Origin of the sequence: Halomonas sp. HL-93, from assembly GCF_900086985.1 — a bacterium.
Classification (GTDB): domain Bacteria; phylum Pseudomonadota; class Gammaproteobacteria; order Pseudomonadales; family Halomonadaceae; genus Vreelandella.
Genome location: NZ_LT593974.1, coordinates 3,210,624 through 3,236,816, shown reverse-complemented (window position 1 = coordinate 3,236,816; position 26,193 = coordinate 3,210,624). Strand labels below are relative to the sequence as shown.

General features: G+C 57.4%; 25 protein-coding genes and 1 tRNA gene. 5 read left to right on the top strand and 21 right to left on the bottom strand.

The features are described from left to right. Window positions 1-3: 3 nt before the first annotated feature. The 11 genes from hisS to trmJ form a co-directional block, all read right to left on the bottom strand. Window positions 4-1,299, bottom strand: a complete 1,296-nt coding sequence (gene hisS, locus GA0071314_RS14995; RefSeq protein WP_074397394.1) for a histidine--tRNA ligase — start codon at window positions 1,297-1,299, stop codon at window positions 4-6. 35 nt (window positions 1,300-1,334) lie between these two features. Further along, window positions 1,335-2,450: a flavodoxin-dependent (E)-4-hydroxy-3-methylbut-2-enyl-diphosphate synthase gene (gene ispG, locus GA0071314_RS14990; RefSeq protein ID WP_074397393.1), complete on the bottom strand. Its 1,116-nt coding sequence runs from the start codon at window positions 2,448-2,450 to the stop codon at window positions 1,335-1,337. A gap of 8 nt (window positions 2,451-2,458) precedes the next feature. Next, on the bottom strand, window positions 2,459-3,538 hold the full coding sequence (locus GA0071314_RS14985) for a RodZ domain-containing protein (RefSeq protein WP_074397392.1): 1,080 nt from the start codon (window positions 3,536-3,538) through the stop codon (window positions 2,459-2,461). A 47-nt stretch (window positions 3,539-3,585) separates the two neighbouring features. Next, window positions 3,586-4,323 (bottom strand): type IV pilus biogenesis/stability protein PilW, encoded by a 738-nt coding sequence (gene pilW, locus GA0071314_RS14980; RefSeq protein ID WP_074397391.1) that lies wholly within the window; start codon window positions 4,321-4,323, stop codon window positions 3,586-3,588. A 96-nt stretch (window positions 4,324-4,419) separates the two neighbouring features. Beyond that, entirely contained in the window at window positions 4,420-5,598 is a 1,179-nt protein-coding gene (gene rlmN / locus GA0071314_RS14975; protein WP_074397390.1) for a 23S rRNA (adenine(2503)-C(2))-methyltransferase RlmN, read from the bottom strand. Between the two features lie 95 nt (window positions 5,599-5,693). Further along, window positions 5,694-6,119, bottom strand: coding sequence for a nucleoside-diphosphate kinase (ndk, locus tag GA0071314_RS14970; RefSeq protein ID WP_074397389.1), 426 nt, complete (start codon window positions 6,117-6,119; stop codon window positions 5,694-5,696). 157 nt (window positions 6,120-6,276) lie between these two features. Beyond that, complete coding sequence (locus GA0071314_RS14965) at window positions 6,277-6,603, bottom strand: HesB/IscA family protein (RefSeq protein WP_074397388.1); 327 nt, start codon at window positions 6,601-6,603, stop codon at window positions 6,277-6,279. 39 nt (window positions 6,604-6,642) lie between these two features. Continuing rightward, the gene (locus tag GA0071314_RS14960; RefSeq protein WP_074397387.1) at window positions 6,643-7,800 is read right to left on the bottom strand and encodes an aminotransferase class V-fold PLP-dependent enzyme; all 1,158 of its coding nucleotides are present in this window, start codon (window positions 7,798-7,800) and stop codon (window positions 6,643-6,645) included. A gap of 37 nt (window positions 7,801-7,837) precedes the next feature. Then, a complete protein-coding gene (gene iscR / locus GA0071314_RS14955) occupies window positions 7,838-8,305 on the bottom strand; it encodes a Fe-S cluster assembly transcriptional regulator IscR (protein WP_074397386.1) in 468 nt (155 codons plus the stop codon). 76 nt (window positions 8,306-8,381) lie between these two features. Beyond that, a complete protein-coding gene (gene cysE, locus GA0071314_RS14950; RefSeq protein WP_074397385.1) occupies window positions 8,382-9,242 on the bottom strand; it encodes a serine O-acetyltransferase in 861 nt (286 codons plus the stop codon). A 122-nt stretch (window positions 9,243-9,364) separates the two neighbouring features. Further along, window positions 9,365-10,132, bottom strand: a complete 768-nt coding sequence (trmJ, locus tag GA0071314_RS14945) for a tRNA (cytosine(32)/uridine(32)-2'-O)-methyltransferase TrmJ (protein ID WP_074397384.1) — start codon at window positions 10,130-10,132, stop codon at window positions 9,365-9,367. Window positions 10,133-10,274: 142 nt separating this feature from the next. On the opposite strand from trmJ, the gene GA0071314_RS14940 reads away from it, so the two are divergent. Continuing rightward, window positions 10,275-11,069 carry an inositol monophosphatase family protein gene (locus GA0071314_RS14940; RefSeq protein WP_074397383.1) on the top strand — a complete coding sequence of 265 codons (795 nt, stop codon included), beginning with the start codon at window positions 10,275-10,277 and terminating at the stop codon, window positions 11,067-11,069. Window positions 11,070-11,147: 78 nt separating this feature from the next. Here GA0071314_RS14940 and secF read toward each other — a convergent pair whose 3' ends face one another. The 5 genes from secF to queA all read right to left on the bottom strand — a co-directional run bounded on the left by secF (window position 11,148) and on the right by queA (window position 16,697). Continuing rightward, window positions 11,148-12,074 carry a protein translocase subunit SecF gene (gene secF / locus GA0071314_RS14935; RefSeq protein ID WP_074397382.1) on the bottom strand — a complete coding sequence of 309 codons (927 nt, stop codon included), beginning with the start codon at window positions 12,072-12,074 and terminating at the stop codon, window positions 11,148-11,150. A gap of 34 nt (window positions 12,075-12,108) precedes the next feature. Next, window positions 12,109-13,959 carry a protein translocase subunit SecD gene (secD, locus tag GA0071314_RS14930; protein WP_074398552.1) on the bottom strand — a complete coding sequence of 617 codons (1,851 nt, stop codon included), beginning with the start codon at window positions 13,957-13,959 and terminating at the stop codon, window positions 12,109-12,111. Between the two features lie 133 nt (window positions 13,960-14,092). Continuing rightward, window positions 14,093-14,419, bottom strand: a complete 327-nt coding sequence (yajC, locus tag GA0071314_RS14925; RefSeq protein ID WP_074397381.1) for a preprotein translocase subunit YajC — start codon at window positions 14,417-14,419, stop codon at window positions 14,093-14,095. A gap of 69 nt (window positions 14,420-14,488) precedes the next feature. Then, window positions 14,489-15,607: a tRNA guanosine(34) transglycosylase Tgt gene (gene tgt / locus GA0071314_RS14920; protein WP_082934333.1), complete on the bottom strand. Its 1,119-nt coding sequence runs from the start codon at window positions 15,605-15,607 to the stop codon at window positions 14,489-14,491. 58 nt (window positions 15,608-15,665) lie between these two features. Beyond that, window positions 15,666-16,697, bottom strand: coding sequence for a tRNA preQ1(34) S-adenosylmethionine ribosyltransferase-isomerase QueA (gene queA / locus GA0071314_RS14915; protein WP_074397379.1), 1,032 nt, complete (start codon window positions 16,695-16,697; stop codon window positions 15,666-15,668). Window positions 16,698-16,810: 113 nt separating this feature from the next. Here queA and GA0071314_RS14910 point away from each other — a divergent pair. The 4 genes from GA0071314_RS14910 (at window position 16,811) to GA0071314_RS14895 (ending at window position 20,156) form a co-directional block, all read left to right on the top strand. Next, window positions 16,811-16,897 (top strand) — tRNA-Leu (locus tag GA0071314_RS14910). A gap of 255 nt (window positions 16,898-17,152) precedes the next feature. After that, entirely contained in the window at window positions 17,153-18,088 is a 936-nt protein-coding gene (locus tag GA0071314_RS14905; RefSeq protein ID WP_074397378.1) for an ornithine cyclodeaminase family protein, read from the top strand. After that, a complete protein-coding gene (locus tag GA0071314_RS14900) occupies window positions 18,085-19,203 on the top strand; it encodes a class II histone deacetylase (protein WP_074397377.1) in 1,119 nt (372 codons plus the stop codon). The genes GA0071314_RS14905 and GA0071314_RS14900 overlap by 4 nt, the downstream gene beginning before the upstream one ends. Continuing rightward, a complete protein-coding gene (locus GA0071314_RS14895; RefSeq protein ID WP_074397376.1) occupies window positions 19,200-20,156 on the top strand; it encodes a branched-chain amino acid transaminase in 957 nt (318 codons plus the stop codon). The genes GA0071314_RS14900 and GA0071314_RS14895 overlap by 4 nt, the downstream gene beginning before the upstream one ends. Here the strand turns inward: GA0071314_RS14895 and GA0071314_RS14890 are convergent. The 5 genes from GA0071314_RS14890 to GA0071314_RS14870 are packed head-to-tail and all read right to left on the bottom strand — an operon-like array spanning window position 20,153 to window position 26,172. Beyond that, on the bottom strand, window positions 20,153-21,256 hold the full coding sequence (locus tag GA0071314_RS14890; protein WP_074397375.1) for a pyridoxal phosphate-dependent aminotransferase: 1,104 nt from the start codon (window positions 21,254-21,256) through the stop codon (window positions 20,153-20,155). The two genes, GA0071314_RS14895 and GA0071314_RS14890, sit on opposite strands and share 4 nt — an antisense overlap. Before the next feature lie 24 nt (window positions 21,257-21,280). Then, the gene (locus GA0071314_RS14885; RefSeq protein WP_074397374.1) at window positions 21,281-22,663 is read right to left on the bottom strand and encodes an FAD-binding oxidoreductase; all 1,383 of its coding nucleotides are present in this window, start codon (window positions 22,661-22,663) and stop codon (window positions 21,281-21,283) included. Between the two features lie 48 nt (window positions 22,664-22,711). After that, window positions 22,712-24,352, bottom strand: coding sequence for an ABC transporter ATP-binding protein (locus GA0071314_RS14880; protein ID WP_074397373.1), 1,641 nt, complete (start codon window positions 24,350-24,352; stop codon window positions 22,712-22,714). Between the two features lie 9 nt (window positions 24,353-24,361). After that, the gene (locus tag GA0071314_RS14875) at window positions 24,362-25,195 is read right to left on the bottom strand and encodes an ABC transporter permease (protein WP_074397372.1); all 834 of its coding nucleotides are present in this window, start codon (window positions 25,193-25,195) and stop codon (window positions 24,362-24,364) included. Further along, window positions 25,192-26,172 carry an ABC transporter permease gene (locus GA0071314_RS14870; protein ID WP_074397371.1) on the bottom strand — a complete coding sequence of 327 codons (981 nt, stop codon included), beginning with the start codon at window positions 26,170-26,172 and terminating at the stop codon, window positions 25,192-25,194. The genes GA0071314_RS14875 and GA0071314_RS14870 overlap by 4 nt, the downstream gene beginning before the upstream one ends. Window positions 26,173-26,193: the final 21 nt, after the last annotated feature.

Sequence of the window (26,193 nt, the reverse complement as noted above, 5' to 3'; positions counted from 1 at the left end):
CATTTAAGGGGTATGGGTTAGCTGTTCGCTAAGCGCATGGGCCAGCGACACCTGGGGGACGCGTTGCTGTGGTTGGTCGTCGCGCAACGCTTTAAGCGTGACGACTTGCTCGGCTAATTCGTCCTCACCTAGCAGCAGGGCGAACGCTGCACCGCTTTTGTCGGCTTTTTTCATGCGGCTTTTAAAGCTGCCGCCGCCGCAATGCAATTGCAGGCGTAGCCAGGGCAGCTCACTGCGTAGCTGTTCGGCCAGGGTGATAGCGGAAATAGTCGCCGCCTCATCCATCGGTAGCAGGTACACATCGCTGCCGGCTTCTTCGGGCACTAAGTCAAGGGTCTCAAGCAGCAGAATCAAGCGCTCAATGCCCATGGCAAAGCCGACCGCCGGAGTGGGTTTGCCACCTAGCTGCTCGACGAGGCCATCGTAACGGCCCCCTGCGCATACGGTGCCCTGGCTGCCAAGTGCCGATGTGGTCCACTCAAACACGGTGCGCGAATAATAGTCGAGTCCACGTACCAGCCGAGGGTTGGTTACATAGCCGATGCCCGCCGCGTCGAGCATGGCCTTTAGCTGTTCAAAATGCTCACGTGACGGCTCATCTAAGTGATCCATCAAACGCGGTGCGCCATCGAGCATCTCGGCCATGGCCGGGTTTTTGGAATCCAGAATACGCAGCGGGTTGCTGGTTAGGCGTCGCTTTGAGTCTTCGTCGAGCACCTCGCGGTGCTGTTCGAAGTAGGCTACCAGTTTGTCGCGGTAAGCGGCGCGGGCCTCGCTTGAACCTAATGAATTAAGCTCTAACGTGACGTGTTCCATCAACCCAAGCTCTTGCCATAGACGGGCTGAGAGCAGAATGACCTCGGCATCAATGTCCGGGCCTTCGAAGCCGTAGGCCTCAATGCCGACTTGGTGAAATTGCCGATAGCGGCCTTTTTGCGGCCGCTCATGGCGAAACATCGGCCCCTGGTACCACAACCGCTGGGTCTGATTGTGCAAAAGGCCGTGCTCCATGGCAGCGCGCACGCAGCTGGCGGTGCCTTCAGGGCGTAAGGTGAGGCTATCCCCGTTGCGGTCGTCGAAGGTGTACATTTCTTTTTCGACGATGTCGGTCACTTCGCCGATGGAGCGTGCGAACAGTGCAGTTTGCTCAACAATTGGCATGCGAATTTCCGCAAAGCCGTAGCGCTGCATTAACTGGCGTACTTTCCCTTCAAAAAATTGCCAGCGAGGGCTTTCGCTGGGCAATAGGTCGTTCATACCACGAATGGCTTGAATTTTTTTGGCTACAGACTTGCTCAAGGCAAACTCCCTGGGTCGGCTGTCCCGTGGCGTCATTAAACGCTACGGGCGATCGTGTTTTCCTGCTGCTGCTGTTTTTCGCGTACTTTGTCGCGGATCAGCCGCTCCAAGTCATCGACGAGGTGGTCATTGCGTAATTTGCTGGCCGGTTTGCCGTCGATATACACCAGGTTGGCGGGGCTACCGCCGGTGAGGCCAATATCGGTTTCTTTAGCTTCGCCTGGGCCGTTAACGACACAGCCAATGACCGAGACATCAAGAGGGGTCATGACGTCTTCCAGGCGCTCTTCAAGCTGGTTCATGGTGCTGATGACATCAAAATTCTGCCGTGAGCAGCTCGGGCAGGCGATAAAGTTGATGCCTTTGGCACGCAGCCTGAGGCTTTTTAGCATGTCGTAGCCGACTTTGATTTCTTCCACTGGGTCGGCCGCAAGCGAGACGCGAATAGTGTCGCCGATACCATCCATCAGCAGCATACCAAGGCCAATGGACGATTTTACCGTGCCGGAGCGAAGTCCGCCTGCTTCGGTAATACCCAGGTGTAGCGGCTGTTCAATACGCGTTGCCAAATCGCGGTAAGCGGCCACTGCCATAAACACATCCGACGCTTTAACACTGACCTTGAAGTCGGGGAAATCCAGCCGGTCCAGGTAGTCGATATGACGCATGGCCGATTCGACCAGTGCCGCGGGCGTCGGTTCGCCGTATTTTTTTTGCAGATCTTTTTCTAACGACCCTGCATTGACGCCAATACGGATGGGGATGCCATGTTCGCGGGCTGCACTAACCACTGCGTGGACGCGATCTTCACGGCCAATATTGCCCGGGTTGATACGTAGGCAGTCGACGCCAAGCTCGGCCACACGCAGGGCAATCTTATAGTCAAAATGGATGTCGGCCACCAGCGGCACGTTGGCCAGGCGTTTGATTTTGCCAAAGGCCTCGGCGGCGTCCATGTCGGGCACTGACACGCGTACGATATCAGCCCCAGCTTTCTCTAGCTGTGCAATTTGCGCCACGGTCGCGGCCACGTCCAGCGTGTCCGTATTGGTCATGCTCTGAACGGCAATGGGCGCATCTCCACCCACGGCGACGTTACCTACATGGATTTGGCGCGAAGCTCGGCGCTGGATAGGCGAATGAGCGTGCATAAGTCGGGTTACTCTCCCAAGGTGAATCGAGCCACGTTGTTGGCACCTGCGCGTGACGATAAGTCGACGTCTTCGCCTTGATAGCGCAGTTCAACGCCAGTGACGTTGCCCACGGTGAGCCTGAAGGGTGGCTGACCTTCGACCTCAGTGGAGGTGCCAGGTTCTTGCAGACCTACCAGCACACGCTGGTTATCGGCGTCGATAATTTCTGTCCACGACTGTTCATTAAATGTCAGCGCTAAACGATTAGTGTTGCTATCGTTACCCGTGGTTTCGTCGCCTTCATTGGCATCATCGCCTGTGGCATCGTCGTTACTTTCGTCACCGTCGGACTGGCTATCCGTCTCTGCTAGGTTGGTCGACTCGGTGGCCTCATCTGCACCTTCTTCATCAATCAGCGGCGCCGAATCAGCAGAGTCTGAGGGTGTTTCGTTGCCTGTCTCGCTGGTATCTTCGGCGGTGTTTTCAGCGGCAAAATTACTTTCCGCTGCGCTGCTGTCCTCAGTAGCCGAGTCATTCAGCGCTGTGTCTTCGTCGGTGACGTCGTCGGATTCGCTTGATGAAAGCTCTGGGTCAGACTGTGAAGACTCATTGAGCTCACCTGTGTCTTCTTGCTCGGCAGGTGCGTCCTCCATTGTAGACGACGAGTCCATCTCAGGGAGTTCGTTGCCCCCTCGGCTCTGCCACCACATCACCGTGACGGCAATCAGCCCCACAATAATGAACAGCGTGACCAGCTTGAATAACCAGGCACCCAGGCGAGAAGGCGGCTTGGTCACCGCGACGGGGGTGACTTTGCGCTCCAGGTCGGCTTCGCCAAAGCGTGTACGATAAGCATCCAGTATCAAGTGTTCATCAATAGCTAAATATTTGGCATAGGCGCGCAGGTAACCGCGGCGATAGGTAACCACTGGAATTTCACTGTAATCATCGCGTTCCAGGCCTTCTACCACAGCAGGGCGTAGGTTCAGCGCCCGGGCGGCATCGTTAAGGGCAATGCCAAGTTGTTCACGGCGGCGGGCCAACAGCTCGCCGGGGGAGTCATTTACGATTGGGGTGTCGCTAGCTTGTGACGGTGTCTCGCTCATGGCTGAGCATCCTTCATTAAATAATCGGTGATCAGGGCATCCATCGCTTAATTGGCACTCAGCTGACGTTGATAGTCAGCAGCGGCGTCGTGATCGCCTCTTGCCTCGGCAATGTCAACGGCCAGTGATAGTGCGTTCCGGCTCGGCCCGGCAAGCTGCAGGTGCTTTTGCAGCGGTGACCATGCCTCGGCGTAATTACCCTGTGAGTATTCGAGTTCAGCTAACATAAAATATCCGCGGGGATTGCGCGGATCGATCCGTTGCGCGCGCTTAAAGCGCTCGCGTGCTAGTTCGGTCTCGCCCAGGGCCATATAACACTGCCCTAGATTGGCAAAAAGCTGGGTACGGTTCTCGTACTGGGCGTCTTTGGAAGCGCTTTCGAGCTGATTGCAGGCAGCTTCCAAACGGTCTTCTTGGTAAAGAAACGCGGCGTAGTTGTTGCGCGCGCGGGTAAAATCCGGCGCCGTCTTAATGGCGCGCTGAAAGTGCTGGTCGGCCAAATCGCTTTCGCCTTGCTGCTGGTAAACTAGTGCAATGGCCTGGAGCGCCTCGGCGTTGTCGGGTTCGATCTCGAGCGCTCGATCTAATGCGTTTAGTGCCCGCGGGAGATTATCGCGCTCCAAATAGGCAACTCCAAGCTGGGTATAGGCTGAGGCGGCCTCGGGCGTTGACGAAGAGGAAGAAACATTAGAGGAAGATGCACAGCCGGCTAGCCACATGCTGCCGACCAGCGCGGCGAGCAAGGGCACCCGATATGGGTGGTAAAGCCTGCGGTGACACATCATGTAAATCCTCGCAAGGTGACGATAAAAAGATGAATCGCTAAATTAAACCGTGTCCATCAAAGCGCCGTGTTCGCCGGAAGTCAAGATGATGACTAATCAGTCTGCATCCAATTGAATCGACTGGATATAGCGAGCGCTTCGTTTGGTGCGGTCTTTTACCCGGCCCACAAGCTGTCCACAAGCAGCGTCAATGTCATCGCCGCGGGTCGACCGAATGGGAGCAGTGTAGCCTAAGTCGTGCAACCACTGTTGAAAACGCATTGTCTGATTGCGCGACGGTGTTTCATACCCTGAATTTGGAAATGGGTTAAATGGGATCAGGTTAATTTTACAAGGTAGCTCTTTGAGCAGCGCCGCTAGCTGTTCGGCGTGCTCTTGCTGATCATTCACATCTTTAATCAGGGTATATTCGATCGTTACCAGACGGTTTTCCGGGCACTTGGCCAAATAGCGGTGACAGGCGTCCATCAGCGCACGGATATTGTACTTGCGATTGAGCGGCACGAGTTCGTTGCGCAACTCGTCGTTGGCGGCGTGCAGCGACACCGCCAGACTGACATCGAGTTCGTCGCCGAGTTTATCCAGCATGGGCACCACGCCCGAGGTGGACAGCGTAACCCGGCGCTTGGAAAGGCCATAGCCGTCGTCGTCGAGCATCAATTTCATGGCCGGTACGACGTTGTCGTAGTTGAGCAGCGGCTCGCCCATGCCCATCATGACCACGTTGGTCACCGGCCGGTTGGCGGTATCCCGACGCGGCCCGACGCTGCGTTGGGCCACCCATACCTGACCGATGATTTCAGCAGCGGTCAGGTTGCGCTGAAAGCCTTGCTTGCCGGTTGAGCAGAAGCTGCAGTCCAGCGAGCAGCCCACCTGGGATGACACGCACAGTGTGCGCCGCTTGCCGTTTTCGGCCGGGATCAGCACGGTTTCGACGTAGCTGCCGTCTTCCACTTCCAGCACCCACTTGCGCGTACCATCGCTTGACGTGCCTTCGTAGATAACGCCTGGGCCTCGAATTTCCGCTACCTGAGCGAGCTTTTCCCGCAGCGGTTTTGACAGGTTCGTCATCGCGGAGAAATCGTCGCACCCTTCGATGTGAATCCACTTCATCACCTGGGCGGCACGGAATTTCTTTTCGCCAATGGAGACGAAGAAAGCCGCCATTTGCTCCCGCGACATACCCAGCAGGTTTTGACGCTCGGGCGTTGCTTGTGCGCTGGGCGAGTGTTGGGGGGCAGAGCTAGGCGTATGTTGGACTACGGTGGTGGTCATGGCGGTCAGCGTTTAGGGAAGTGGCGGGGGCGAGGCCCCCGCGTAAATGGCCGGCAACAGAGGTTGTAACGGCGGCGCTACCTGGCTAGACAATATTAGCGCGGGCAGATTTCGTCGTTGCCGAAGAAGTAGTTGATTTCGCGCTCGGCGCTTTCCGCAGAGTCAGAACCATGGACAGCATTGGCGTCGATTGTTTCCGCAAAATCGGCGCGAATCGTGCCCGGTGCGGCTTCTTTCGGGTTAGTGGCGCCCATTAAATCACGATTTTTGGCAATCGCGCCTTCGCCTTCTAGCACTTGCACGACAACCGGACCCGAGGTCATGAAGCCAACGAGGTCCTTGAAGAACGGGCGCTCTTTGTGTTCAGCGTAGAAGCCGCCGGCTTTTTCTTCAGACAAGTGCAGCATTTTGGCGGCCACAACGCGTAGCCCAGCATTCTCAAAACGCGCAATGATTTCGCCAATGGCGTTTTTGGCGACGGCGTCGGGCTTGATGATAGATAGCGTGCGTTCAGTTGCCATGTCACAGTCTCCTGAAAGGATAAAAAAACATTGCCGCCCCGGTGGGCCGGGGCGGTAAAAATAAAGGTGTCGGTAGCCGTATCAGCTACCGAGTGGCGCGATTATAGCGCTTAAGCCGGGGGATGAATACCGCCGCGCTGTGTGCTGGCAACCTGCGTTAGACGGTAAAGCTTTCACCGCAGCCGCATTCGTCTTTAACGTTGGGGTTGTTGAAGCGGAAAAAACGATTCAGCCCTTCGTTAACGTAATCGACTTCGCTGCCGTCGAGCATTTCCACGGCGTCGGGGGCGACGTAAACGCTGGCACCGTTGGCTTCAAAACGCACGTCTTCGTCATTCACCTGGTCGGCGAAGTCCAGTACATAGCTATAGCCTGAGCAGCCGCTGGGTTTGACGGAAACACGCAGGCCTAAGCCTTGACCGCGTTCGTCCAACACGTGGCGAATCTGCTGGGCGGCAGCTGGAGTAATATTGAGTGTGGCCATTGAGGCGTCCTCCTGTAAGTGGTCAGCCGCTTAGCGCTGCTAGGCGCGCAGCCCGCTCACCGCGTGGCGGATAAGCGTTATGGCGTGGTCGATATCGGCCTCGGTCGTAAATCGGCCAAAGCTAAAACGAATCGACGAAAGGGCAAGGCGCCTTGGGACGCCAATGCCGAGTAATACATAGGACGGGTCTACGCTTGCCGAGTTGCAGGCCGACCCGGTGGAGACAGCGACATCGCGCAGCCCCATGAGTAGCGATTCACCGTCCACGCCTTCAAAGGCGAGGTTAAGAATGTTGGGTACCGCGTGGGCGAGAGGCGTATTGGCATAGACGCCTTCCAACCCCTCTAGCCCTTTGAGAAAGCGTTGCTGTAGTTGGGCGATGCGCGCCTGCTCTTCGACGTGCTGCCCTTGCATTAGCAAAAAGGCTTCGCCCATGCCAGCAATCTGATGCGTGGGCAGGGTGCCGGAGCGCATACCGCGTTCGTGGCCACCGCCGTGAATCAGCGCTTCAATGCGAATATCAGGGTGGCGCTTTACGTAAAGCGCACCCACGCCTTTTGGCCCATAGGCCTTGTGGCCCGACAGCGACATTAAATCAACTTGCTGAGCGGCCACAGATAGGTCGATTCGGCCAACGGCCTGTGCGGCATCGCAGTGAAAGGCCGCACCGAATTCATGAGCCACGGCGGCCAGGGCTGCGATATCATTGATGCTGCCCAGTTCGTTGTTGACCGCCATTAGCGATACCAGCGCGGTGTCATCGCGCATTGCCTCGCGAAGCTGCTCAGGCTGGATGCAGCCATCCGCACCGGGAGAGAGCCATGTGACCTCAAAGCCTTCGTGTTCAAGCGCGCGAGCGGTATCAATAATCGCTTTGTGTTCAATGGTTGAGGTAACCAGGTGCATGCCACGTTCGCGGTTGGCGCGCATGAAACCGATCAACGCCAGGTTATCGGCCTCGGTGGCGCCGCTGGTCCAAACAATTTCGCGCGGATCAGCATCGATAGTGTCGGCCACCTGACGGCGCGCCTGCTCAACGGCCTGTTCCGCCTGCCAACCGAGCATATGGCTGCGCGAGGCGGGGTTGGCAAACAGTTGATCCACCGTCAAGTAGCGCTGCATAACCTCGGCCACGCGCTGGTCCACCGGCGTGGTAGCGGCGTAATCCAGATAGATGGGTAGCGAGGCGGCAGTCATCGTGGTCATGTTACCTATGGTGGAAAAAGCAAAGTGTTCAGGGAGACGAGGCTAGGATGCCCGCCGCCAAGCGCTGTTGTTGGCGCTCGGCAACTTGTATTACATCGGGGCGCTGCATCAATTGGGCAAGGGTCACGTCATCTAAAAAATGCCGAATTTGCGCCGATAAATCGCACCATAAGTGGTGCGTCAGGCAGGTATCTCCCTGTTGGCAATCGGAGAGCCCCTGACAGCGCGTGGCATCCACGGTTTCGTTTACCGCGTCAATGACCTGGGAGATGCTAATACGATTAGGTGCATGGGCAAGCAAATAGCCGCCACCCGGACCGCGCACACTGTTAACCAGTCCGTAACGGCGCAGCCGAGCAAATAGTTGCTCAAGATACGACAGCGATATTTCCTGGCGCTGAGAAATATCGCTAAGGCTGGTCGGGCCATGTTGGGCGTGCAGTGCTAAATCCAGCATGGCGGTAACAGCGTAACGCCCTTTGGTGGTCAAACGCATGGCAGGTACCTCGACGCCGACGGCTCAGCGCTAACGGCAAATGTGCTGCCATTATGGGAAAACCTGAGTGCTTTGGTCAACCATTACCCGATTGCGTGTCCTGCTCTGCCGACGTCGTCGACGAGGTGTTTTTGGCTACGCCTGAGCAGGCGCCGTCCGCTTCGTCGAGAATGTCGGCAAAATCTTCATCGCGCAGCGCCGGTAGCTGGCCATCACGATAGCTGGCATCCAGTTTGCGCAGGGTTGAGCACATGCGCTCGATGCGCTCATCCACGGCGTGCATGTGATCCAACATCGCCTGCATGGAGCGGGCCACAGGGTCGGGCATATCTTCGCTCACGCCATAGGCGTCAAAGCCAAACTTTTGGCAGATCGCCTCGCGGCGGGCGGGATCCACATCCAGGGCTTCTTCGACATCAGGATCGGCGCGTTTAACCACTTTGCCAGGAATGCCGACCACTGTCGCCCCGGCAGGAACTTCTTTGGTGACCACCGCATTGGAACCGATTTTAGCGCCCGCGCCGACGGTAAAAGGGCCTAAGATTTTGGCCCCCGCTCCCACGATGACGCTATCGCCCAGCGTTGGGTGACGCTTGCCCTTGTGCCAACTGGTGCCGCCTAGGGTGACGCCCTGGTAGAGCGTCACGTCGTTGCCCACCCGGGCGGTTTCGCCAATCACCACGCCCATGCCATGGTCGATGAAAAAGCGTCGGCCAATGGTGGCCCCCGGGTGAATTTCAATGCCGGTCAGCCAGCGGCCAAACGTCGATAGCGAGCGCGACAGCCACTTAAGGTTTTTTTGCCATAGCCAGTGGCTGCAGCGATGTAATAGTAGCGCGTGCAGGCCAGGGTAATTAGTCAGCACCTCGAGAAAGTTGCGGGCGGCGGGGTCTCGGTCAAAGACGCTGTTAATATCTTCACGCAGGCGTTGAAACATGGGGATCCCTTGGGCGGTAGCAGTGCGATTCATCACCGGGCGGTTTTGACCAGCATCGCAGGGTTATTGTACGCAGTTGAGAAATGGTGGGGGCGCGCGACGCTCTCTTCAAGTCTAGCGGCTCACTCACGCGGCTGCTTGTGTTGTGCGGCCTTTTCAGTGGCGGATAAAATGCCTCGCAGAATATTCATTTCCATCTGCTCTGGACGGGCGCGCAGATAAAGGCGCCTAAGGCGGGCCATTAGCTGGCGCGGCTTGTCGGGGTCATGAAACTCAATGGCTACCAGTGCGCGCTCTAAGTGCTCAAAGTAGCGTTCCAGGTCGGCATGGGAGGCAAGTGCATCGTCGGCATCCGGCCTCGGGGCTGCTTGAGCGGCTGGCTCGTTTGCGTGTTGCCCCATCCATGCCATGCGACACTCGTAGGCAAGTACCTGAACCGCAGCGGCTAGATTGAGCGAGCTGAAGTCGGCGTTGGTGGGAATATTGACGTGGGCGTGGCAGCGCTGTAGCTCCTCGTTAGTCAAGCCGCTATCCTCGCGGCCAAACACCAGCGCGACGCGGGCATTGGGAGACTGACATTCGCCGGGTAAGCGGTCGGCCAGCTCACGTGGGGTTAACATCGGCCAGGGCAGCGTGCGTGAGCGCGCACTGGCCCCCACCGCCAGAGTGCAGTCCCCCACCGCGTCTTCAATGGTCGCAAACACCTGGGCGTTATGCAGTAGGTGATCGGCCCCCGAGGCGCGGGAGATGCTGTCCTGGGTGATGGCTTCGCAGCGTGGCGCCACGAGTGCCAGGTCGGTGAGTCCCATATTATGCATGGCGCGGGCAACGCCCCCGATATTGCCAGGATGACTGGTGCCGATAAGTACGATACGAATGCGCTCAAGCATGATAAAACCCGGTCACAGGAAGCGGAAAAGCGGCAGTCTACCATGAGTCGATAGCATGCCCGATAGCGGTCTGCTAGAATTGCGCGCCAAAGGCGAAGCGTCCGCCTACCGTTCTTTAACATCACTGTGACAAGGCCCAACCATGAATCCGATGGTCCAATTTACGCTGCGTGCTGCGCGCGGCGCTGTTGAACATTTCCTGAAGGTGCGCGAGCGCATTGAAAATGCGCACGATGAATTTAACCTCGACAAATTGCTTGAAGACACGGCGCGTAAAGCCGAAGCGACGATTGTTCAGCAGTTAGAGCGTGGCTATCCTCAACATGGCGTTATCGGTCGCTTCACGACCTTTAAGCCAGGACAGGACGAAAGCGCGGATACCGTTTGGAAGATTGAGCCCATGCACGGTTATTCCAATCTGGCCGTGGCGGGGAAGGGCTTTGCGCTATCAGTGGTGTGTTTGATCAAAGGTCGTCCTGAGCATGCGGTGATAATCGCGCCCTTCGCTGACGACGAGTACATTGCCAGCCGTGGCCGAGGCGCCCAGCACAACGACAAGCGTATGCGTGTCAGCCAGGCCAAGGCGATCAGCGCCACCCGCCTGGCGATGAGTCTTCCTGAGCCTTGGCTGCGTCCCCGTCATTTGCCTGCCTACTTAACCATTACCCAGCAGTTGGCCCCCCAGGTAGATACGCTGGTGGCGACGGGCAGTGGTCTATTGGATATCTGTGAGTTGGCTACCGGGCGTGTCGATAGCGCCTTCGTGTTGGGCCTTGAAGAGCAGGATCTGCAGGTAGGAACGCTGCTGTTGAAAGAGTCCGGAGCATTGATGGGGTCGCCGGATGGGCAGCCTAACGTGAAGGCGGAAGGCCAGCTGTTAGCGGCAGGGCCGCGCTTGTATAAAGCGTTAATCAAGCAGTTGGCACCGCACGTTTAACCCTCTGCTCAGTCAAACGAAAAAGCCCCTGTCGGCATCACCGACAGGGGCTTTTTGCTGGCAGCAAGTTCAGCCCGGTTAGGGCAACTCTTCCTCTTCTTCGTCGACCTCTTTCTTGGTAGGAATCAGGTCTTCACGCGATAGTTTGAGCGGAAGCAGCAGCGCACCCGAAACGTAAATGGATGAAAACGTGCCCACCACAATGCCCACAATGAGAGCGATGGCGAAGTTTTCGATCATCTCGCCGCCGAGTAGCAGCAGGGCCAGCAATACGAGCAGGGTGGTGCCGGAGGTTGCCAGTGTACGCGAGAGCGTGGCGTTGATCGCCTCGTTAAAGATTTGCGGCATGTCGTCTATTTGCGTCGTGCGAATCTCCTCGCGCATACGGTCGTAGACCACGATCGTGTCGTTCAGCGAGTAACCGATTACTGCCAAAATGGCGGCCAGTACGGTCAGGTTGAAGTCGAGCTGAAATAGCGCGAAAAAACCCACGACGATGATCACGTCATGTATCAGGGCCAGCAAAGCGCCAATCGCAAACTTGTACTGAAAGCGAAACGCTACATAGAGCATCACCACGCCCAGGGCGACCAGTAACCCCATGCCGCTCTGATCACGCAGTTGGTCGCCCACCTGGGCGCCCACGAACTCCGCGCGGATCAGCTCAACCTCGGTTCCATCCTCGCTGAGGATATTGACAATGTTGGTGCCAATATCGGAGTCAAACGCCTGACGCAGGCGAATTAGCACCTCGTTCGAGCTACCGAAGGTTTGCACCGAGACATCTTCAAAGTCGTTGTCTTGCAGAAACTGGCGCACGGTATCCAAGGACGGTGCCTCGTTATAGTGCACTTCCACCAAGGTGCCACCAGTGAAATCCAGGCCTAAATTAAGCTGTTGGAAAACAATCGCGCCAATCGACACGATCAGCATGACGGCAGCGACGATGAACGCCAAATTGCGGCGCCCCATAAAGTCGATTTGCCGGTGTGTTAAAGGTTTCATTACCACCTCGTTAAATCTGGGCTGAGCGTTGGCGTTAGATCCACAGCTTTTTGACCGGCTTGCTACCGTAAGTCAGGTTGACCATGGCGCGCGTTACCATTAGGGCGGTAAACATCGATGTCAAAATACCGATAGACAGGGTCACGGCGAAGCCTTTGACCGGCCCAGTACCAATCGAGAACAGAATTACCGCGACCAGCAGCGTGGTAATATTGGCATCGATAATCGACGTAAAGGCGCGTTCGTAGCCGGCGTAGATGGCCTGCTGGATCGACAATCCATTGCGCAACTCTTCGCGTATTCGCTCGAATATCAGCACATTGGCGTCCACCGCCATGCCCAGCGTCAGCACGATACCGGCAATCCCCGGAAGCGTCAGCGTGGCGCCAAGTAGCGACATGGCAGCGGTTAGTAGGGCTAGGTTTAACGCCAGGGCAATATTGGCGAAGATGCCGAATACCTTGTAGCGGATCAGCATGAACAGCGCGACCAGCAACAAGCCGACTTGCACTGAAAGCAGGCCGCGTTCGATATTGTCGGCACCCAGGCTTGGCCCGATGGTGCGTTCCTGAACGAAGTAGATTGGCGCTGCGAGTGAGCCCGAACGCAGCAACAGCGCAAGTTCTTCGGCTTCGGTAGGCGACTCAAGACCGGTAATGCGGAAGCTGTTACCCAGCGCACTCTGGATCGTCGCCAAACTGATCAGGCCACGCTCCACGTAGGGTTCGCGCTCGGTGACTTCCTCGCCATCCTCAATGACCGTGCGTTCCTTGGTTTTGTGCTCAATAAACAGCACCGCCATATTGCGACCAATGTTGCTGCGCGTGGCGCGGTTCATCAACGTACCGCCGGTGCCGTCCAGGTCGATGTTGACCTGTGGTCGACCGTTTTCATCGAAGTTGCGGCTGGCATCCGAAACGCTATCGCCGGTAACGATGACGTCGCGCATCAGGTCGGCGGAGCGCGATTCGTCGTTACGGAAGCTGAAGCTTTCCGTCTCATTGTCGGGTGCGTCGGAACGCGCCTCCAGGCGGAATTCCAGGTTCGCCGTCGCGCCTACCACGCGCTTGGCCTCCACGGTATCCTGAACGCCGGGAAGCTCCACGACAATGCGGTCGGGGCCCTGGCGCTGGACCATGGGCTCGGCAACGCCTAGTTCGTTAACCCGGTTACGCAGTGTGGTCAGGTTTTGGTTAATCGCGTAGTCCTGAATCTCATTCACCGATTCATCGGTCAGCGTCATCACCAAACGTGCCGCACGGCCTTCTTCTTCGCTGCTGTATTCGAACTCGGGGAATTCGCGGCTGATCAGTCCGCGCGCTTCATTGCGGTCCTCTTCGCCAGCGAAATCAATTGACAGGCTGCGCTCTTCTACCTCGGTGTTGCGATAGCGAATGCCCTCTTCGCGCAGCAATTCACGCATCGCGCTGCCGTTAACTTCAAGCCGCTGGGTCAGCGCAGCCTCCATATCAACTTCCAGCAGGAAGTGAACGCCGCCGCGCAGGTCGAGACCGAGCGTCATGGGAGAGGCAGAAAAGGCCTGCAGCCAGTCAGGAGTGGCCTCGGCAAGGTTCAGGGCAACCGTGGCATCGTCTCCCAGCAGGTCGCTGGCGATTTCCTGGGCGCGCAGCTGATCATCGGAATCAGATAGGCGAATCAGCCACTGCTGCCCGTTTTGTTCGATGGCTTTAATCGCTACGTCTTCATCATTGAGGGCGTCTTCAACGCGCTCAATTTCGCTTTCATCCAGCGTTTCGCCGGTCTCGGCGCTGCTGATTTGGACGGCGGGATCTTCAGGGAATAAGTTGGGAAGTGCGTAGATAAGGCCGGCCACTAAAACGACCAGTATCAACAGATACTTCCACAGGGGGTAACGGTTGAGCATGCAAGCCCTGCCTTCAATTACAAACGGAATGCTGCGCATAGACTCACTATGCGCAGCAAGGTTCACCATCGCTGATACCATGTCACCCCTGCCGGGATGGCTGGCATTAAGGCAGGGGTGCTACATCATTACATTAGATGGACTTGATGGTGCCCTTAGGCAGCACGGCGGCAACGGCATTTTTCTGCACGTTGACTTCGGTGCCTTCGGCGACTTCCATGGTCAGGAATTCATCGCTCACCTTGGTGATGCGACCCACCATACCGCCGCCAATGACGATTTCATCGCCTTTGTCCAGATTGCTGATCAATTGCTTGTGCTGCTTCGCGCGCTTGGCCTGCGGGCGCCAGAGCAGGAAGTAGAAAATCAGCACAAAACCGACCAGCATCACGATTTGCGCAATACCACCACCAGCACCGCCTGCTTGGGCGTGGGCGGGAGAAATGAAGAAATCCAGCATTGCAGAGAACTCCTGGGTTATAAACTCAATGATTGAGCAAGTTAAAACGCTCGCTAAGACGAGCGCTGATTAATTTGCAAGGGGAGGCACCGACAGTCCGCGTTGCGCATAGAAGCCTTCCACAAAGGTCGTCAATGTACCCGCTTCGATTGCTGCGCGCAAATCAGCCATCACCCTTTGATAGTAACGCAGATTATGGATGGTATTGAGCATTGAGCCCAGCATCTCGTTGCAGCGATCAAGATGATGCAAGTAGCCGCGCGAGAAGTGCTGGCAGGTATGGCAATCGCAGCCTTCTTCAAGTGGCCGGGTATCAAAGCGATGCACAGCATTACGAATTTTGACGGTACCTTGGGCGGTAAACAAGTGGCCGTTACGTGCGTTGCGCGTAGGCATCACGCAGTCGAACATATCCACGCCGCGGCGCACGCCTTCGACCAAATCCTCGGGTTTGCCAACGCCCATTAGGTAGCGGGGCGTATCGTCAGGCATCCAGGTCGGCAAATAGTCGAGCACCTTGATCATTTCTTCCTTGGGCTCGCCCACCGATAAGCCGCCAATCGCCAGTCCATCGAAGCCGATGTCCATTAGCCCCTTTAGCGAGCGTTCGCGAAGCTCGGGGTGCATACCGCCCTGGATGATGCCGAACAGCGCCGAAGGGGAGTCGCCATGGGCGTCACGCGAGCGCTTGGCCCAGCGCAGTGATAGCTCCATGGATTTTTCGGCTTCTTCAAACGTCGCTGGATAGGGCGTGCACTCGTCAAAGATCATTACCACATCGGAACCCAGCGAACGCTGAACTGCCATCGACTCTTCAGGGCCCATAAATACTTTGCTACCGTCTACCGGCGAGCGGAAATGCACACCCTGCTCGGTGATTTTGCGCATCTCACCCAGCGAAAACACCTGGAAACCGCCGGAGTCAGTCAGAATCGGCTTGTCCCATTGGGCGAAGTCATGCAGATCGCCGTGGGCTTCGATGACCTTCGTGCCGGGGCGCAGCCAAAGGTGAAAGGTATTGCCCAGGATAATTTCGGCGCCAATCTCTTTCACCGAGTCGGGCGTCATGCCCTTGACCGTGCCATAGGTGCCCACCGGCATAAACGCTGGGGTTTCCACCGTGCCACGCGGAAAGTGAAGACGGCCACGGCGCGCGCGGCCGTCCTCGGCGAGGCGCTCAAAGCGCATAAAGCATTCGTTTCGCATCGTTGTTACTCGTTCAGAAAGCGGTTAAAGCAAGGCTTGGTTAGCGGGTCAGCAGCATGGCATCGCCATAGCTGAAAAACGCATAGCGCTCGTCAACCGCCGCTTGATAGGCGTGCATGATGTTATCGTAACCTGCGAATGCCGAGACCAGCATTAACAGTGTTGATTCGGGTAGGTGGAAATTGGTGATCAGTGCATCCACGCAGCGCCATTCATAGCCGGGGAAGATGAAGATGTCAGTATCGCCGCTGAAGGGGGCAATACGGCCGTCCGGGCTTTTCATGCAGGCGCTTTCCAGACAGCGCACGCTGGTGGTGCCCACGGCGATCACCCGTTTGCCCGCCGCTTGCGTGGCGCGAACCTGCTCACAGGTCGCCTCAGTTACCTCGATCCATTCGCTGTGCATATGGTGTTCAAGGATGTTGTCGACGCGCACCGGCTGGAAGGTCCCAGCGCCGACGTGCAGCGTAACAAAGGCGCTATTGATGCCTTTTTCTGCCAGCGTATCGAGCAGCGGCTGGTCAAAGTGTAGGCCGGCGGTGGGGGCGGCCACTGCACCATCGCGCCGGGCATAAACGGTTTGATAGCGCTCGCGGTCGCTTAGCTCATCTTCACGGGTAATGTAGGGCGGCAGCGGCATATGGCCGTGCTTTTCCAGCAGCGCGATCATTGGCGTGTCGCCCAGAAAACGCAGTTCAAACAGTGCATCACGGCGGCCTTCCACCACGGCGTGAATATCGCCTTCAAAGATCAGCTCGGTGCCGGGCTTGGGTGACTTGCTGGAGCGTATGTGGGCCAAGCCGCGGTGCGCATCCAGCGGCCGCTCAAGCAGCATTTCAACCTTACCGCCGCTGGCTTTTTTGCCGTGCAAACGCGCCGGAATCACCCGAGTGTCGTTAAATACCAGTAGATCACCGGGTTCCAGAACTGACATCAAGTCGGGAAACCGCCGATGTTCAAGCGCGCCGGTCTGACCATCCACGCACAGTAAGCGACAGTCGCTACGCTGCTCAGACGGGTAACGAGCAATTAACTCGTCGGGTAGCTCAAAGTGAAAATCCGCGCGCTGCATGAAAAAGCTCTATATCGGTGACCAAACAGGCGGCATAGGATAGCGCTTTGTGTGGATAAAGTCAGTCAATGTGATTGACCTAGAAGGTGATCTACGTATAATGCGCAGCCATTGCCGGTGTGGCGGAATTGGTAGACGCAGCGGATTCAAAATCCGCCGCTGTAACAGGCGTGCCAGTTCGAGTCTGGCCACCGGCACCATCTTTTAGGGCCTAGCGTTTATCGCTAGGCCCTTTTGTTTGTGCGTTTGCAAACGTCCTGATCCGGCTTGCGTAGCTTACGGGCCTCATAGGCAACTAAATGCCGGGCAAGTTCGCCCGTGTTTGGGCAAGCATTTACCCTGCTAATCGCTTAGTCTCTAGGAATAACTCTTTTCCTGGAGAGATACCTTGAGCGCTACCTACCAAGACAGCAACGCCTTTATAAGCGTTTTCGCTGCGTTACCGGAGGCATGAGATGCGTGTTATTTCAGCTAATGAGATTGCACGTGATCTTACCTGGGATGGTTTGATCAAGCGTCTTCGAACCACCTTCGTCACTGGCGTTGAGTCTCCGCCGCGCCACCACCACACCATGCATCGGCCAGATGGTGAGGCGACGATGCTGTTGATGCCTGCCTGGGAAGCCGCGGGCTACATTGGCGTCAAAATGGTCAACGTGTTTCCACAAAATGCCGACCACGGTATCCCAGCGATCTCCGGGCTCTACCTGCTCAGCGAGGGCAAGCACGGCCAGCCGCTGGCATGCATGGACGGCAGCGAATTAACGCGACGTCGCACAGCGGCGGCTTCAGCGCTGGCCGCCCAGGCGTTGGCCAATGATATGTCAGAAACCTTGCTGGTCGTTGGTACCGGCAAACTGGCGCCAATGGTGATTGAAGCCCATGCCCGTGTACGGCCGATTAAGCGCGTATTGGTGTGGGGACGAAATTCCAGTAAAGCGGCGGCGATTGCCAAGGACTACGCCGAGCGCTTTGAAACCCATGTGGTCGATAACCTGCAAACGGCCGTTGCTCGGGCAGATATTATTAGCTGTGTCACGCTATCCACCGAGCCGCTTATTAAAGGTGAATGGCTCACGCCAGGTACGCATTTGGATTTGATTGGTGCTTTTCGCCCGCAAATGCGAGAAACCGATGCGCAATGCCTGCGCCGCGCCGAAGTGTTTGTCGATACCTACGCGGGTGCCAAAGGCGAAGCCGGCGATATTCTGCAAGCTATTGATGAAGGAGCTTTCCGCTTTGACGATATTCAGGCGGAGCTTGCCGAAGTGCTAGCCGGAAGCAAATCAGGGCGCTCTAATAAGCAAGCCATTACCCTGTTTAAGTCGGTAGGCGCATCGCTTGAAGATTTAGCCGCCGCCATTGAAGTGTGGGAGGCATCGTCGCCGTGAGTGCACTCACAGACACAACAGGCTTCTACTGGCACGAACGCTGCTTTTGGCACGAGCAGGGCGCCATTGGCGTATTTTCGGCACCCGGTGAATTTTTGCAGCCCCAAGCCGCGTCGGAAAGCCCTGAGAGCAAGCGACGGCTGAAAAATATTCTCGAAGTCAGCGGACTGATTGACGAGCTTCGCGTAGTGAAACCGCCTGCCGCGACGCTCGATGATCTACTGCGCTTTCACACTCCGCGCTATTTAGAGCAACTGCAGGCGGGGGATAAAGCGCGCGGCGGCAATGGCGGCGACTGCGCGCCCTTTATGCCCGGGAGTTGGGCAGCGGCCACCCAGTCTGTGGGTCTAGCGCTGGCAGCCGTTGAAGCTGTGGCGCTGGGCGAGGTCAACAACGCCTACGCCCTGTGTCGCCCGCCCGGCCATCACGCGGAGGCCGACCAGGGTCGCGGGTTTTGCCTATTGGGTAATATTCCCGTGGCGGTGATGCGCGCTCGCGCCTTGGGGCAGGTGAATCGCGTGGCGATACTTGATTGGGATGTTCACCACGGTAACGGCCAGCAGGCGGCGTTTTATGATGAGCCAGAAGTATTCACTGTTTCCCTTCATCAAGCCGCTAACTACCCGCTGGAAACCGGCGGCTTTGACGAGCAGGGCGAAGGTGCAGGCGCGGGCGCCAACCTAAACCTGCCGCTGCCGCCGGGCTGTGGGCTGGGCGCCTACGCGTACGCCATGGAACAACTGGTGCTGCCCGCCTTGGAGGCCTTTAATCCTGAGCTGATTGTGGTGGCCTGCGGTTACGACGCCTGTGCCAAAGACCCATTAGGCAAAATGCTGCTCAACAGCCAGGCGTTTGCCTCCATGACCGCCCAGTTGAAAGCCCTGGCCGAGCGTTGTTGCAATGGCAAACTGGTGTTTATTCACGAAGGCGGCTACTCCGAAGGCTATGTACCGCTATGCGGCCACGCGGTGATCCAAACCCTGGCGGGCAGCACAATAGCCGTGCCCGACCCGCAAAACGACGAAATTGCCGCTTGGGGCTATCAGGCCCTGCAACCGCACCAGCAAACGTTAATCGATAGCTGGCGCCAACAGTGGGAGCAAACGACCCGATGACACCGCTTTATGATCGCGATGGCTGGATTTGGCAGGATGGTGAATGGTTGGCTTGGCGAGATGCCAAGGTGCATCTGTTCACCCATACGCTGCACTACGGCATGGGCTGCTTTGAGGGCGTGCGCGCCTACGCTGGCCCCAGCGGCACGCATCTTTTTCGTGCTGCCGAGCACACACGCCGCTTGGCGGAAAGCGCTCATTCGCTGGATATGCCGCTGCCGTTTAGCGAAGCTGATTTGATCGAGGTCCAACGTCAGTGCCTGGCTAAAAATAAGCTAACTAACGCCTATCTAAAACCGACGGTGTTTTTCGGCGCGGAAGGCTTGGGGTTGCGTGCTCAAGGGCTAACTACCCATGTAATGGTCGCCGCCTGGGATTTAGGCCCTTACATTTCGCCCCAGGCTGCGACCCATGGCTTGCGTGCGTTGACCTCATCCTGGGCGCGCCACCACGTCAATATCAGCCTCTGCCGGGCGAAAACCAACGGCCACTATGTTAACTCGATACTGGCGCTGAATACCGCGATCAAAGCCGGGTTTGATGAAACCATCATGCTCGACCCGGAGGGCTATGTGGCCGAGGCCTCGGCGGCGAACATCTTTTTGCTGCGCGATGGCGTGCTGCACACGCCGGAAGTGACCTCATGCCTGCAAGGCATCACCCGGGACAGCGTGATTCAGTTAGCGCAAACAGTGCTGGGCATTGATGTGCGCGAGCGGCGCATCACCCGCGACGAGCTCTACACCGCCGATGAAGCCTTCTTAACCGGCACCGCCGCCGAAATACTGCCGCTGCGCGAGCTGGATGGTCGCCGCATCGGCGGACGCGCGGGCGCGCCGCCTGTTAACGAACCCATCAGCCCTGATAGCGTGACCGCTCAACTGCAGGGCCTATATCGTCAGGCTGTGCGGGGTGAACTGAATGATTTCGGGCACTGGCTAACGCCAGCTTAAGCCTTAATAGCCTGTTCGAGAGCCGCCAATCTCCCCGGCTCCAACGCTGCCTGTACCGCGGTAATCCGGATAATGTTGGCCAGTTCAGGGTGTACCAGTCTAGTGACTAATACACCGTTGGCGAGCAACTGCTGGTGCACCTGTGTGGCAAGTTCAGCGCTGGGCAAGCGAATGCCGATAAAGTTGGTAGCGCTGGGCAGCACATCGGCGCCGAGGGCGCGAAAGTGTTCTGCCAACTGCTCACGGCGCGCTTTCACATCAGCGACGTGTTGATGTACCTCGTCAGGGTGGTCGAGCACCACTTCAGCGGCGGCTAACGTTAACGATGATACCGCATAGTGAATACGCACCTTCATCATCATCGCCAGCACGTCAGAGTCGGCAATGGCGTAGCCAATCCGCAAGCCGGCCAGGCCGTGGGCTTTAGAGAGCGTACGCAGGCGAATCACCCCAGGGAGCGCCTTGGCGGCGAACTCGCTGCCCGCGTCGTCGCGGAAATCCCCATAGGCTTCGTCTAATAGTAACCAGCAGCTGTCGGGTAGTGCCTCGCGCAGCTTGAGGATGGCGCTGTCGCTGTGTAAGTGGCCGCTGGGGTTATCCGGGTTGGCCAGATATACCAATCTCGCGTTTGCTTCATGCGCCGCATTCGCCAGAGCGTCGAGGTCGGGGGCCAGCACCCCCGGTGCTTCATGGTAGCTGGGCTCGATCAAGAGGCAGCCCTGGCCCTTGGCGAAGTAGCCAAAGGTGGGGTAGGTCCCGGCGGTGTTTACCACGGTATCGCCGGGTTCGCAGGTGGTGCGCAGGGCCAGCGCCATTAGGCTATCGGCACCGGCATCCACCAGCAGTGTTTCCAGCAAGATACCCTGCTGTTCACTAACACGCTTACGAACGCCCAGCGCCTCGGCGTCGCCGTAGCAGTAAACATGTTCGGCCAGGGCATCGCCAAAGTGCTCGCGTAGGGCACGGTGAGGCATATCCAGGCCTTCGTTAGAGCCCAGCCGATGGGGGATCGCCTTTCCAAGTCGGCGCTCCAGCACCTTGATGCCCGGAAACGGATTGGCGGGGCCTTCGCCGGTTAAGTGCTCGGGGTAGCGGGGCATAGCAGTATCCTAGGAATAAACTAATTAGCTCAAAATTTTATAGCGGTTAAGTAGGTTAAGCGGGTCGAGGGTCTGCTTGAGGGTGCGCATCAAGTCGATCTCGGCGCTGGAGCGGCATGTGCTAAGCCACGGGCGCTTCTCAAGACCAATGCCGTGTTCGGCGGAGACGGAGCCGCCAAGCGCTGCTAGTGGTTGATAAACCATGGCTTCCACTTCGCGGCGCACCTCGACTTCGGCACTTCCCGCGCTGACAGAAATATGCAGGTTACCATCGCCTAAATGACCAAACACCGCTAATCGCGCCGTGGGCCAGCGTTTCGTCAACTGTGCTTCCAGGGCATCGGTGTAGCGCTGCATATCAGCAATCGGCAGGCTGACATCAAAGGTAAGTAACGGCGCCAATCCTTTGATCAACCCTTCAATATCCTCACGAATGGCCCATAGCCCATCGCGCTGGGTGCTGGATTGCGCAATCACCGCATCAACCATCAAACCGCTCTCTAAAGCACTTTCTAGCGCTTCGCGGAACTGGGTGGCATTGCGCTCGGAATCGCTGCCCAGCGACTCAATAATCACATAAAACGGATGCTCCGTCGCAATCGGTGGCGTGTGGCGCCCCAGTGTGTCTGTCAGCAAACGGTAGTGGTTTTGCCACATGACCTCGAAGGCTCCGAGACTTCCTCCCAATGCTCTGCCCATCTGGCTGAGTAGCCCGGTTAATGCCTCAAACGAGGGGCAAGCGACGAGCGCTGTTTGTTCGCTGGGGGTGGGTGGCTGCAACCGGAGTACCGCGCGGGTCACAATGCCCAGGGTGCCTTCGCTGCCGATAAACAGCTGCTTTAGATCAAACCCGGCATTGTTTTTGAGCATACGGTTCATGGAGCTGACCACTCGGCCATCTGCCATGACCACTTCAAGCCCCAAGACTTGCTGGCGCATCATGCCGTAACGAATCACTCGAACGCCGCCGGCATTGGTGGCGATATTGCCGCCAATCGTACAACTGCCACGGGCGCCCAGATCCAACGGGAATTGCAGGTCCACCTCGTTGGCAGCCTCTTGCACACGTTGCAGCGGTGCGCCCGCCTGCACGGTGAGGGTGCCACCCACTTGGTCTATCTCTTCAATGGCGGTCAGCCGCTCAAGAGAGATCACTAATTCGTCAGGGCTCGCCTCAGCGCCGTGAACTAACCCAGTTAACCCGCCATGGGTAACCACTGCCTGCTGTACCTGATGGCAGGCGCGCATCACCGCGGCGACTTGCTCGGTATCCGCCGGGCGAACAATCGCCCCAGCCTGGCAGGCGCCGCCGGTCATCCAGTCCACGCTACGGCTGTGTACATCGTCGCCGGTCAATACGTGGGCTGGACCTACAATGGCACGCAATGCCTCAAGGGTTATCTGCATTGAGGTTCCTTAATTTGTCTTTTCCATATTGAACCAGCTTATGAAAAGCTACACCGCTGCCGCCACGGGTGCTTCACGACCGGGGATCGCCTTGAGCAGCGCTTGAGTATATGCCTCGCGGGGAGCGAGAAAAATCTGCTCGGCGCTGCCTTGCTCAACGATGCGACCATGTTGCATCACCACAATGCGGTCGCAAATCTGTGCGGCGACGCGTAAGTCATGGGTAATAAACAGAAGCGAAAGAGACAGGCGCTGCTTTAGTTCCTGCAACAGCGCCAACACCTGCGCTTGGATCGATACATCCAGCGCCGACACCGCCTCGTCCGCCACTATAAGCTCGGGGTTCAGCGCTAGCGCCCTGGCGATGCCGATACGCTGGCGTTGGCCACCGGAAAATTCGTGTGGAAAGCGTTCCACGGCACTGGCGCCCAAGCCCACCATGTCCAACAGCTCGCCTGCCTGTTTGAGCGCTGCGGCTTTTGGCGTGCCGTTGGCGATGGGCCCTTGGGCAATCGCCATGCCTACCTTGGTGCGTGGGTTGAGCGAGGCGTAGGGGTCTTGAAAAATCATCTGCATGCGGTGGCGTTCACGGCGCAGCGCATCACCTTTAAGCTGGGAAATATTCACGCCATCCAACAGCAGTTCGCCGCTGTCAGGGTGCTCAAGCCGCACCACGCAGCGGCCTAGGGTAGATTTGCCCGAGCCTGATTCGCCTACGATACCTAGCGTTTCGCCTCGCGCTAAGGTGAGCGAGACGTTTTCTAGGGCGCGTACTTCCCGGGCAGGTTTAAACAATCCCCCTCGGGAGCGAAATACTTTATTAAGCTGTTTGATCTCCAGCAGCGGGGCCACCTGGCTGGTCTCTCGGTGGTGCGGTACCGCATTGCTGGGAATTGCCTCAATCAGGGCTTGGGTGTAGGTATCTTGCGGGTTTTCAAGCACTGCTTTAGCGTCGCCTAACTCAACAACCTTACCGTGACGCATCACGCAGACACGATTGGCGATTTCAGCGACGACGCCAAAGTCGTGGGTGATAAACATCACCGACATGCCGCGTCGGCTTTGCAGGTCGCGAATCAGCTCCAAAATCTGCGCTTGGGTGGTGACATCCAGTGCGGTGGTGGGCTCATCGGCAATCAGTAGCACGGGTTCAAGCGCGAGCGCCATGGCAATCATTACCCGCTGACGCTGGCCACCGGAAAGCTCGAACGGATAGGCGCGAATGGCTTTCTCCGGCTGTGGAATGCCCACCTCAATCAACAACGCCAGGGCGCGGGCCTGGCGCTCTTTAGGGGTGAGCTGGCCGTGCGCCTCAAACACTTCGGCAATTTGCTCGCCTACCCGCATTAATGGGTTAAGGGCGGTCATCGGCTCTTGAAAGATCATGCCAATCTTTAGGCCGCGTAGGGCGCGGTGCTGCTTTTCGCTGAGGGCGAGTAGGTTTTGGCCTTCAAACAGTATCTCGCCTTGGGTGGCGCGTACGCCTTTGGGTAGCAGCCCCATCACGGCGTTAGCGGCCATCGACTTGCCAGAGCCGGATTCGCCCACCACGCACATTATTTCCCCGCGCATTACATCGTAGCTAACGTCCTCCACCGCCAGGGCGCGATCAGCCCCTTTGGGGAGCGCAATGTTCAGGTCGCGAATGCTGAGGACGATTTCAGCCGATTGATTCTCTGTAATAGGCATATAAAGTCCTTAGCGTTCGCGGGAAAGTTTCGGATTCAAGGCATCATCTAAACCTTCACCGACCAGATTTAACGCCAGCACGGTGAGCAAAATCGCCACCCCAGGGAAGAAGCTTAGCCACCAGGCCTGGCGAATCACTGTCCGCGCAGCACCAATCATATAACCCCAGGACATCACGTTAGGATCGCCCAAACCGAGAAACGACAGCGCCGATTCCAGCAAAATCGCGGTTGCTACCATTAACGAGGCCAGCACGATAATCGGCGACAGCGTATTGGGTAGAATTTGGCGAATGATAATCGTGGTGTTGGATTGCCCCACCAAACGCGCGGCTTCGACATACTCACGATTGCGCAGCGACATGAACTCAGCGCGCACCAAACGAGCCACCGGTGGCCAACTGACAACCGCAATCGCCAATACAATCGAGGTGACGCTGGGTTGCATAATCGCCACCAGCACAATCGCCAAGGCAAAGTTGGGAATAGTCTGAAAAAACTCGGTAAAGCGCATCAATACATCGTCAATCCAGCCGCCGTAGTAACCGGCAACGGCCCCAAGCGGCACGCCAATCAACAGCGCGACACAGGTTGAGACCAGCCCAATGAGCAGCGAAACCCAGGCACCATGCATTAGGCCTGCCGCTACGTTGCGGCCCATGGTGTCGGTGCCCATGGGAAAGCCCTCTTGGGAGAGTGGCGGCAGAAAAGGCCGCTGCGCCATACGCCAGGGAGACTCGGGAAACAGCAGCGGCGCAAGAATGGCCATGGCAATAATCATCAACAGAATAATCAACCCCACCAGCGCGCCACGGTTTTGCGCAAAGCGTGCAAAAAAGCTCATGCGGCCCCCTTCTTGATGCGCGGATCAGCCAGGCTGTAGACCAAATCGGTGATGATATTGAAGACGATGACCAAGGCCGCCGAGAAGAAGAAAATACCCAATAGCAGGCTGTAGTCGCGCTGCTGCAATGCTTCATACATCAGTCTGCCGATGCCCGGCCAAGCGAAAACGGTTTCGGTGAGTATCGCGCCCCCGACCATTTGCCCCGCCTGTAGCCCCGCTAGCGTAATAATCGGCAGTAGCGCGTTACGCAGCACATGACGGCGCTGAATAATGCTCGGCTTTAACCCTTTCGCCCGTGCGGTTTTAACGTAATCCTGCTGAGAGGCCTCCAGCATTGAGGTGCGCGTCATGCGGGTGTAAATCGCCATAAAGAACAGCGCTAAGGTGGTGGCGGGAAGCACCAGGTGTTTGGCGATATCGATTACCAGTGCAAGCCCCGTGTGGCCAGCACCCACGGTGTAAAGCCCATAGGCGGGCAGCCAGCCGAGATAGACGGAAAACAGCACCACCGACATCAGCGCTATCCAGAAAAGCGGTGTGGCATAGAACACCAGTGCCAGGGCCATAATCAGCGAGCCGGACGGTTTTTTTACCCGCGCCGCCGCCATGGAGCCCGCGACAATGCCCAACACCAGCGAAAGCACAAAAGCGGTACCGGTGAGCAGCAGGGTGGCAGGCATACGCGCCATGATCAGGTCGAAAACCGGCGCTTCCTGGCGGTAGGAGTAGCCAAAATCCAGCGTGGCGATTCCGGAAATATAGCGCCATAGCTGTACATAAATCGGTTGATCAAGCCCAAACCGTTCGCGCAGCTGGTCGAGAAACTCTTGATCGGTGGCCCCTGCTTCCCCCGCCATAATGGCGGCAGGGTCGCCTGGGGCGAGGTGGATCAGGCAAAAATTAAAAATGACGATTAGAAACAGCACCGTCACCGCTTTAAAAAGCCGCGTGGTAATCAAGCGTGCGTAAAGCATGGTCAAGTGTCCTAACAACGG

What these genes read in the sequence shown, in the direction of transcription:
- GA0071314_RS14870 (WP_074397371.1), bottom strand. Translation starts at nt 26,172, where the DNA reads ATGCTTTACGCACGCTTGATTACCACGCGGCTTTTTAAAGCGGTGACG.
- iscR (WP_074397386.1), bottom strand. Translation starts at nt 8,305, where the DNA reads ATGCGTTTGACCACCAAAGGGCGTTACGCTGTTACCGCCATGCTGGAT.
- GA0071314_RS14905 (WP_074397378.1), top strand. Translation starts at nt 17,153, where the DNA reads ATGCGTGTTATTTCAGCTAATGAGATTGCACGTGATCTTACCTGGGAT.
- GA0071314_RS14880 (WP_074397373.1), bottom strand. Translation starts at nt 24,352, where the DNA reads ATGCCTATTACAGAGAATCAATCGGCTGAAATCGTCCTCAGCATTCGC.
- GA0071314_RS14875 (WP_074397372.1), bottom strand. Translation starts at nt 25,195, where the DNA reads ATGAGCTTTTTTGCACGCTTTGCGCAAAACCGTGGCGCGCTGGTGGGG.
- ispG (WP_074397393.1), bottom strand. Translation starts at nt 2,450, where the DNA reads ATGCACGCTCATTCGCCTATCCAGCGCCGAGCTTCGCGCCAAATCCAT.
- GA0071314_RS14890 (WP_074397375.1), bottom strand. Translation starts at nt 21,256, where the DNA reads ATGCCCCGCTACCCCGAGCACTTAACCGGCGAAGGCCCCGCCAATCCG.
- GA0071314_RS14960 (WP_074397387.1), bottom strand. Translation starts at nt 7,800, where the DNA reads ATGACTGCCGCCTCGCTACCCATCTATCTGGATTACGCCGCTACCACG.
- pilW (WP_074397391.1), bottom strand. Translation starts at nt 4,323, where the DNA reads ATGATGTGTCACCGCAGGCTTTACCACCCATATCGGGTGCCCTTGCTC.
- GA0071314_RS14940 (WP_074397383.1), top strand. Translation starts at nt 10,275, where the DNA reads ATGAATCCGATGGTCCAATTTACGCTGCGTGCTGCGCGCGGCGCTGTT.
- GA0071314_RS14895 (WP_074397376.1), top strand. Translation starts at nt 19,200, where the DNA reads ATGACACCGCTTTATGATCGCGATGGCTGGATTTGGCAGGATGGTGAA.
- GA0071314_RS14885 (WP_074397374.1), bottom strand. Translation starts at nt 22,663, where the DNA reads ATGCAGATAACCCTTGAGGCATTGCGTGCCATTGTAGGTCCAGCCCAC.
- GA0071314_RS14965 (WP_074397388.1), bottom strand. Translation starts at nt 6,603, where the DNA reads ATGGCCACACTCAATATTACTCCAGCTGCCGCCCAGCAGATTCGCCAC.
- tgt (WP_082934333.1), bottom strand. Translation starts at nt 15,607, where the DNA reads ATGCGCTTTGAGCGCCTCGCCGAGGACGGCCGCGCGCGCCGTGGCCGT.
- yajC (WP_074397381.1), bottom strand. Translation starts at nt 14,419, where the DNA reads ATGCTGGATTTCTTCATTTCTCCCGCCCACGCCCAAGCAGGCGGTGCT.
- ndk (WP_074397389.1), bottom strand. Translation starts at nt 6,119, where the DNA reads ATGGCAACTGAACGCACGCTATCTATCATCAAGCCCGACGCCGTCGCC.
- secD (WP_074398552.1), bottom strand. Translation starts at nt 13,959, where the DNA reads ATGCTCAACCGTTACCCCCTGTGGAAGTATCTGTTGATACTGGTCGTT.
- secF (WP_074397382.1), bottom strand. Translation starts at nt 12,074, where the DNA reads ATGAAACCTTTAACACACCGGCAAATCGACTTTATGGGGCGCCGCAAT.
- rlmN (WP_074397390.1), bottom strand. Translation starts at nt 5,598, where the DNA reads ATGACCACCACCGTAGTCCAACATACGCCTAGCTCTGCCCCCCAACAC.
- queA (WP_074397379.1), bottom strand. Translation starts at nt 16,697, where the DNA reads ATGCAGCGCGCGGATTTTCACTTTGAGCTACCCGACGAGTTAATTGCT.
- GA0071314_RS14985 (WP_074397392.1), bottom strand. Translation starts at nt 3,538, where the DNA reads ATGAGCGAGACACCGTCACAAGCTAGCGACACCCCAATCGTAAATGAC.
- trmJ (WP_074397384.1), bottom strand. Translation starts at nt 10,132, where the DNA reads ATGCTTGAGCGCATTCGTATCGTACTTATCGGCACCAGTCATCCTGGC.
- cysE (WP_074397385.1), bottom strand. Translation starts at nt 9,242, where the DNA reads ATGTTTCAACGCCTGCGTGAAGATATTAACAGCGTCTTTGACCGAGAC.